This is a genomic window from Microcystis sp. M061S2 (assembly GCF_020245605.1).
In the GTDB taxonomy this organism is placed as follows: domain Bacteria; phylum Cyanobacteriota; class Cyanobacteriia; order Cyanobacteriales; family Microcystaceae; genus Microcystis.
Window position 1 is genome coordinate 1 of sequence record NZ_JADBUP010000130.1, and the last position, 6,815, is coordinate 6,815.

The 6,815-nt window shown below is 44.5% G+C and carries 15 protein-coding genes; 8 read left to right on the plus strand and 7 right to left on the minus strand.

The annotated features are described in order from the left end of the window. From IM475_RS19750 to IM475_RS19780, 7 genes are all read left to right on the plus strand, one after another. Window positions 1-1,091, plus strand: a 1,091-nt coding sequence (locus IM475_RS19750; protein ID WP_287728831.1) for a hypothetical protein, incomplete at its 5' end; no start/stop codon positions are given. Next, a complete protein-coding gene (locus IM475_RS19755) occupies window positions 1,084-1,242 on the plus strand; it encodes a hypothetical protein (RefSeq protein WP_287728833.1) in 159 nt (52 codons plus the stop codon). The genes IM475_RS19750 and IM475_RS19755, both read left to right, overlap by 8 nt. Continuing rightward, window positions 1,235-1,420, plus strand: coding sequence for a hypothetical protein (locus IM475_RS19760; RefSeq protein WP_287728834.1), 186 nt, complete (start codon window positions 1,235-1,237; stop codon window positions 1,418-1,420). Before IM475_RS19755 ends, IM475_RS19760 begins: the two co-directional genes overlap by 8 nt. Window position 1,421: 1 nt before the next feature. Then, a complete protein-coding gene (locus tag IM475_RS19765; protein WP_287728835.1) occupies window positions 1,422-1,595 on the plus strand; it encodes a hypothetical protein in 174 nt (57 codons plus the stop codon). After that, the gene (locus IM475_RS19770) at window positions 1,583-1,855 is read left to right on the plus strand and encodes a hypothetical protein (RefSeq protein ID WP_287728836.1); all 273 of its coding nucleotides are present in this window, start codon (window positions 1,583-1,585) and stop codon (window positions 1,853-1,855) included. The genes IM475_RS19765 and IM475_RS19770 overlap by 13 nt, the downstream gene beginning before the upstream one ends. A gap of 166 nt (window positions 1,856-2,021) precedes the next feature. Continuing rightward, on the plus strand, window positions 2,022-2,447 hold the full coding sequence (locus IM475_RS19775) for a C40 family peptidase (protein WP_287728837.1): 426 nt from the start codon (window positions 2,022-2,024) through the stop codon (window positions 2,445-2,447). 95 nt (window positions 2,448-2,542) lie between these two features. Further along, entirely contained in the window at window positions 2,543-2,809 is a 267-nt protein-coding gene (locus IM475_RS19780) for a hypothetical protein (protein WP_287728838.1), read from the plus strand. A 1-nt stretch (window position 2,810) separates the two neighbouring features. Here IM475_RS19780 and IM475_RS19785 read toward each other — a convergent pair whose 3' ends face one another. The 7 genes from IM475_RS19785 to IM475_RS19815 all read right to left on the minus strand — a co-directional run bounded on the left by IM475_RS19785 (window position 2,811) and on the right by IM475_RS19815 (window position 5,855). Then, window positions 2,811-3,026, minus strand: coding sequence for a helix-turn-helix domain-containing protein (locus IM475_RS19785; RefSeq protein ID WP_287728839.1), 216 nt, complete (start codon window positions 3,024-3,026; stop codon window positions 2,811-2,813). A gap of 235 nt (window positions 3,027-3,261) precedes the next feature. After that, window positions 3,262-3,486 (minus strand): hypothetical protein, encoded by a 225-nt coding sequence (locus IM475_RS19790; RefSeq protein ID WP_287728841.1) that lies wholly within the window; start codon window positions 3,484-3,486, stop codon window positions 3,262-3,264. A gap of 70 nt (window positions 3,487-3,556) precedes the next feature. After that, window positions 3,557-3,967, minus strand: a complete 411-nt coding sequence (locus tag IM475_RS19795) for a hypothetical protein (protein WP_287728843.1) — start codon at window positions 3,965-3,967, stop codon at window positions 3,557-3,559. Next, window positions 3,951-4,613: a Mom family adenine methylcarbamoylation protein gene (locus tag IM475_RS19800; protein ID WP_287728845.1), complete on the minus strand. Its 663-nt coding sequence runs from the start codon at window positions 4,611-4,613 to the stop codon at window positions 3,951-3,953. Before IM475_RS19800 ends, IM475_RS19795 begins: the two co-directional genes overlap by 17 nt. Beyond that, the gene (locus IM475_RS19805; protein ID WP_287728847.1) at window positions 4,582-5,124 is read right to left on the minus strand and encodes a ParB/Srx family N-terminal domain-containing protein; all 543 of its coding nucleotides are present in this window, start codon (window positions 5,122-5,124) and stop codon (window positions 4,582-4,584) included. The genes IM475_RS19800 and IM475_RS19805 overlap by 32 nt, the downstream gene beginning before the upstream one ends. Window positions 5,125-5,148: 24 nt before the next feature. Continuing rightward, a complete protein-coding gene (locus tag IM475_RS19810; protein WP_287728848.1) occupies window positions 5,149-5,394 on the minus strand; it encodes a hypothetical protein in 246 nt (81 codons plus the stop codon). 8 nt (window positions 5,395-5,402) lie between these two features. After that, entirely contained in the window at window positions 5,403-5,855 is a 453-nt protein-coding gene (locus tag IM475_RS19815) for a hypothetical protein (RefSeq protein WP_287728850.1), read from the minus strand. 682 nt (window positions 5,856-6,537) lie between these two features. Between IM475_RS19815 and IM475_RS19820 the strand changes: the two genes are divergently transcribed. Continuing rightward, the coding region (locus tag IM475_RS19820; RefSeq protein WP_287728852.1) for a hypothetical protein at window positions 6,538-6,815 on the plus strand (278 nt) is incomplete at its 3' end.

Below are 6,815 nucleotides of genomic sequence, written 5' to 3' on the forward strand. Positions count from 1 at the left end.
AAAATCTTTTGTCAGCTAGGTCTGCAAAATCTGCCACGGTTGCAGGCGAACAGGCTAGGGAAAACGTAATAGGTCGCCTTTTGGAGCAAGGCAAAGAAGCCGCCGAGCCGTTTAAAAAGATTCAAGGCTCAACTCAGTTTATGGATGTTGATCCCAAAGGGTTTCAACGAGCCATTTCTGGAATCAGTAAAATCAAAGCCCCATTCCCGGGAGGGAAAGACGTTGTAGCTAAATACGCTGATGAAATTGCCCAAGGCGTGCAAACAGTTGATGACGTAAAGGCGTGGCGAACAGCCGTTGGAAACGACATGCGAAAAGCCTTTGATTCAGGCGATAAGAATTTGGGCAACGTATTGGGTCAGGTCTACAAGCGGCTTGAAGCACTAGAAGGTCGTCAGATTCTTCGATCCTCTATTGAAACAGCTAAACAAGGCTTTCCCCGAAAGGGTGAAGCGATGGGCAAGGATATCGCAAAAGGTATTGTGGGCGAGTTGAAAACAGCACGTAAAAACTTCGCGCAATATCGAAGAGACGTAGAAAAGATTTCTAGATCGCTTGGTTTAAACGAAAAGCTACCGCCCGAGCAGTTAATTAAAAAGTTAGAGAATTTAGAGGCCGCCGAATTAACTAAAAAGCTATTCCAAGGCGGGAAGCCCCAAGCAACGGCTGCAATTAAAGAAGCGGCTCCATTGGCTTTTGACACTGCTAGAAGGGCGCATCTTAAAGAATTGTTTGATGATGTCATTATGGACGACAACATCCAGGTCGGGAAATTGATTCAAAAATTGGATAAATACGAGCCAGAAACTTTGGGCATGTTGTTAGGTGGTCCAGAAAAAGTGCGACAATTTGAAAACATCAAAACCGTTTATCAGTCTTTGCCAAAGATGGCAGGGCCGTCGGGAACTCCTGCAGGCAATCTTTTTATGAATTTTTTGGGAGTAATAACTTCGCCATTTGAATCAACAAAAGACGCCGTAGCGGGTGCTATGCTTAAACGTGCCACAAGAGGCGTTGAGTCTGGCAGGTCCGGGGCTCGAGGTCTTTTGACCGTAACCCAATCTCTTGGGGGCCTAACAGACAATGAATGATTTCGCAGGTGTTGAAAACTCAGGGATTTTAAAAAACGCTTATCCGACAGGTGACGCACTGAGTGAAGCTTTAAAGCGTCGAAGGCGAAAGCTTGCGGATAAAGAACTAACGCGGGACAATGAGTCCGAGGGAGAAAAAGAAAATGAATAAACCATGGTATCTGTCTAAAACGATTCTTGTTCAAATCATCGCATCGGTAGCGCTTGTCGTTGCTAACTTTCAACCTTCAGTTGCTAGTTTCCTAACTCAACATTTCGCTGAAGCTGGTCTTGGATGGGCTGCGATCAACATTGTTTTGCGAGTTGTAACGAAAAAAGAGATTGGCTGAAATGGGTTTTGTAACTGCGCTACTGGGGGCTATAGCAACCGTTGGGACAATTTTTAAGCAATTGGTGGCGTGGTTTACAAAAACCGTTCAAGAGCGAATCGAGTCTGAGAATAAAAAGCTCGACAAAGAGATTGAAGATCTAAAGAAAACTGGGCGGCGAACATGGAAGGATTAATGAAGGCGATTGTGCAAGCGTTGATCCTCGTGGGGGCATTGGTCGCCTGTTCTAGTTTTTCATATAAATATTACGGAATTGATACGGCTCAGTCGAAGTTTTTAAGCCCGAAGCCCGAAAATGATCTACCGTTCGCGTTTTGTGACAAGAAAAACGATGAGTTTCAATGTGTCATGATGCCGGTGGATGAGTTTGCGAAAATGCGGCGTGATTTTTCTAACATGAGGGAACGTCTTCGGGCGTGTGAATCAAAGCCATGATGATGAAGAGAAAAGACGGGTCGGAATCCAAACGCGGTCTTTGGGATAACATTCGAGCCAAGAAAGAGCGTGGCGAGCAGCCTGCTAAAAAGGTCTCGGACGGTCGCCCGACGGCTAAGGCTTGGCGTAAAGTCTTGGCTGAATCTATGGTTAAGTCTGAGAAGAAATGAAACGTGAGTTATTCATACAATACGCGCTTCAATTTGTGGGCGCACCTTATCGCTTTGGGAGTAATGGTCCTGGTGACTGGGATTGCTCGGGTCTTGTACTTGAGTTTTGTCGTGCCTGTGGTCTTAATCCACCGCAACGCGATATGTCGGCGCAGATGATCCACGATTGGGTGATAAAGCTTAGAAACTTTAATCAAGGCGTGCCGGTTGGGACCTTTCTTTTCTACGGCAAATCAAACAAAGAAATTAACCATGTCGCTTTGCTACTTGATGCTCAAACGCTAATTGAAGCGGGTGGGGGCGATGCTACAACGACAAATCTACAGGCCGCCCAGGCTCGTGGGTGGGCTATGGTGCGACTTCGAAAGATTGGGCACAGGCGCGATCTTGTCGCACAACATAACCCCGGAATGGTGTTGTGATCCCTGAGAAGTTTGAACGGATTGTTGAAGTTACCCTTCCCTGGAACTCCAAACTATCTAAAAACAGGCTCTATAGGACCAAGCGCGGCGGGGGCATGTATATTGACCGCTCAGCGCGCAATGTACGGGCTCAGGCTGCATTCTTTATTAAACGCACGCTCGGTGACACAAAGTTCGAGAAAGCCCCCGTATGGCTCATTATACGCGTAACAAAGCCTGATATGAGAAGTGACGCCATTAATCTCATTGATGGAATTGCTGATGTGGTCAAAGGGGTTATTGGTGTGGATGATCGCTACTTCCATTGTGTTTGCACTTGGGATTTGGGCGATCCAAAGATTGTCGTTCGTATTGCGCAATGAGTTATTTTAAGTGCGCAAATTTCCCTCGAGGTTTAGCCAAGGCTTTTTGCACGTTGGGGAAGTTCATCCAGCGACCCCGAATTTCAACTTTGTTCTTTTCTAGAATATTTCGAATCGTTTGACGGCCCATTTTATAAAGGCCCGCAATATCTTTGATATTGGTGCCTTTTCTATAAAGCTCGACGATTTCCTTTTCAGTCTCTAATGCCACTGCCATATTTCTCCTTCCGCTGGATCAAGAGTCAAATAAGCCTGCACACAATGGTTTTGCTCTTTGACAGCCCAATAGAACAGCCCATCGATGAGTCGTCGAAACATATCTAGCCAGTACGGTAGTTCGCCATGGATATGTCCACGTCCTAGCCGAATCGAGATTGTTTCAAAGGGAGAGCCCAAAAGCCACACGTTAGCCCAGATATCGAACACGATGAGGTTGTTATAAATCCAGCGTTTCATTGGTCTAAAGTCTTGGGAGCGTTTTTAAGCAATTCTTTTAGTCTTTTAGCGACAAGCCTTTGAATAATGGGTTCTACTTGTCGTTGATTCTCAGCCAGCATCATATCGGCAGCGAGTAGATTGCAAACGATGCGGATGATTTCTCGCACGTTGCCCATGTGAACCTGCTTTTTTTTACCCTCTAATTTTGCCACGAGACTGGATAATTCATTGAACGTCATTTTGTGCCCCCTTTAAAAAAGCGCTCCGGGGATTTTGTCGTTGGTGAAAACTGCAAATTTAGAGGAACCCTCACACCCCGGAGCTATTTTGTTTTATCACAGGTTTGGATTGGAGCGCTACGGTCGGATTTGCATGTTCTTTTCTATGACATTTTTCGCAAAGCCAAATAATATTCAATGGTTTTGAGTAGTCCTCATGATGGGCCTGAATTCTTTCAGTTGATTTGCAAATAGAACAAGGTTCTTTTAACAGCGTTCCGCGTTTAATTCGTTTTCTAACAATATCTCTGGCGCGATGTTTAAGTGGAAACTTAATTTTATCTTTTAATTTATACAAATAGCGATTTTTTGAAATGCCTCCTTTCCAATTGTTGTTTTTGTTTCCTTTTTGATCTCTTCCAGAATGGAGCGTTTGGATCGAAATTGCATCGTCTTCTCCTGTTTGGACAACAGGCGCATTACTATTATGCTTCAAACGCATTATCTTTTGTTTCTCCGTTATCTTTGCTTGTAGCGCGTTTTGGATAGGGTTTTCTTAAAGGTTCGATTTTAGCACGCATTTGATTTGATAAGGGGAAAAGATACCTGTGTTTTCTGGTTGGTTTCCTGACTTGAATTTTATGAGTGTCAATTAGCCACCTGCCAACTCTGCCAAATTTCTCACTTGCTGATCGGCTATGTGTCCATTTCCCATTAATCAAATAGTCGTAGCGACCACCTTGGTCAGACAGGCCAGTATAGATCCAGCCACCCGCCTGATAAACACCTCCATGGTGATCTTGTGCTGGGTCTGCAAAACTGACCACAAGCTTAAGTTTTGGATTGGCTTTTCTCAAAAATTTTAAAGCTATTGCGATTATTCGGCTTACTGGTGTTTGGTGTTTTGTTAATGCTACCCGTACAAGCTCGCATATTTCCATTTTTAAAACGCTATATTTTTTCCCCAGATGGCTACTGGCACCACAACCAAAAATTACCACTCCAATAAACTTATTGTTTTCCCAAGCCCCAATTTTAACCAATTTGTTAACTGGCATGCATTTCGAATAATGCCAATTCTCGCAAGCATATTTAGCAGCCTCATGCGTGGCCCAGTCAATCTTCAGTTCGCACTTTGGCTTGTCCAAGCTCAAATTCCTTTTCGCAATGCGGGCAGGTGATAAACTTCAATTGTTTTTTATCTAATTTCCCCTGTTCATCCTCAGTGCCAGGCTCAAAATTAGGCTCAAACTTGAAATCCTTGAACCCCATAAGCTCCAAATCAAAAGGGCCAATTTCTTTAATCGCATCGTGCACCTTGGATAGATCAATCTCAGCCCACCGAGCTATGGCATTATCGGCTGTCATCACTTGAAATTCTTGCTCATTGGATTCGAACTTTTGGAAGGCAACCGGCACCTTGTCCCACTTAGCTTTGATCGCTGCTTCAAGTCTTCCATGACCTGAGACTATGAAGCCCGAATCCTCTGAGACAACGATTGGGTGTCGCCATCCGTGCTCAGTTATGATCTTCACCAGCCGTTCAATTTGATCTTCCGGATGTTGATTTGCATTTTGTGGATTTGGCTTTAGCTTCTCAGGCTTCACCATTTCAGAGAATTTACAATGAACTGTCGGTGTGACTTGTCTTTTTGCCATTTGCGCCCCCCAACGCGTTTTTAATCACAAACTCTCAATTAGGCAATTTCTACAATTCTCATAGCTGATCGGATCGTCCGCCCGCTTTCTATTCTCTTTAATCTTTTTGTCGATCAATCCCATAGCTTGTAATTTGCTAATCTGCTTTGGGAATTCAATCTTCAATTCACGCATTAAAGCCTTTTGCTTCTCAGTCGCCTTTTGTCGATCCAATGCCTCATAGCGTTTAGCGGCGGTGGCCTTGCTCGTGTGCAATGCATATTTCTTCATAAACTACCTCAGTCGATTTTGAATGGGCTGTATTGCCATTCATTAACTTTGATTTCGTTCAAGGGAAGATCCGACAAATCATCACGAACAAATTCAATTAACTCTCTAATAGCGGCGACCTCCTCGGGCTTTAAACTGTCAGCCTTCAGCTTGTAATTAGCCACAAAGATTTGAAGCAGGTTCAAAAGTGTCTTTGGCTTTTCTTCTTTTCGTGACCGCTCGATCATCCTCTGCTTTTGAATAATCAAATCAGCCGCCAATCTTCGATCCATGAACTTGTGATAGCGAATGCCTAGACTACGCATTGTTATCCTTTGTTGCGGAGTCATCTTCTCTTTTACCTCAAATGGTGTACCATCTTTAGCCCTTTGTTTTTGTGCTGCTTTTTGCCAGTTCATTTTGGTGCCCATAGTGACTCCTTCTTCCATGATTCTAAAGAACCGATCCCAGTTCACTTTCATAGGTGTTTCATTGTCTAAATCACTTCAATGAATCAAGTCCTTATTGGCACTCCGCCGACTTCCTCACTACGTGAGTCGTCGTCGTGCCCGACTCCGATGAATTCCGGAGGGAGCTTAGAGAGAATGAGAGGTATTCCCTGTAAAGAGTTAGAGTAAAGAATTCTGTGAAGAACCCTGCCACATGGGGTGGTCTAAGATGGAGTCCTATAGTCCGGTCCTTGCATCCGGCTTGGGTTAGACTAGCTCCATCGCTAGGTTGGCTACCTCGCAGAGCCCACAAAGTCCGGAGCGCATGTCCGGCATAACGTGGGGTTGCTACGGCGCTTTATCCCAAGGGGTCAATCATTCCGTCGGTCGCCCGTCGATCAGACTCGCGTTGTGCTCTCTTGGGTTCACCCCAAAAGCATCTCCTGGATTCTTTAAGGTCATTCCAGTGGCCCGCGAGAGCCTTTCCCTAGACCGCCTAAGAAAAAATCTTAGTAGCTTGCTAAAACTGATTGCTTTTTTGGGCTCGTTTTCGTACCCTAAGAACAATCACTTTTTCAGCGAAAATGATTATTGAAGCCCTGGAGTTGACTTTCAAGTTGGCTCCGGGGTTTCCTTTAAATAAATCAAGAAGTTATTGCGCAGTGCGACAAATCAAAGGTGCTAATTTCATCAAATTCGCTTAATTCGCAAACAAATGGCCAAGATTTTAAACGACGCCGAGCTTAAAGCGCTTTTTGACCAAATTCGCTATTTGCCTGAGAACGACCGCATTCTGTTCCGAAAGCTGTATTCCCATTATGAGACACTAACCAAAAGGTTAGCAGCTAGGGTCCAGGAATTAGAGCAAATCGATATGCTGGAAGAACAAAAGAAGCGCCGGGGTCCATATGGGATGCCGGAGTCAAACATAAAACGCCTAAGTCAGTTTAAACCCATTCCCAAAGAACAACGCCGATACGATATCCGCTACCG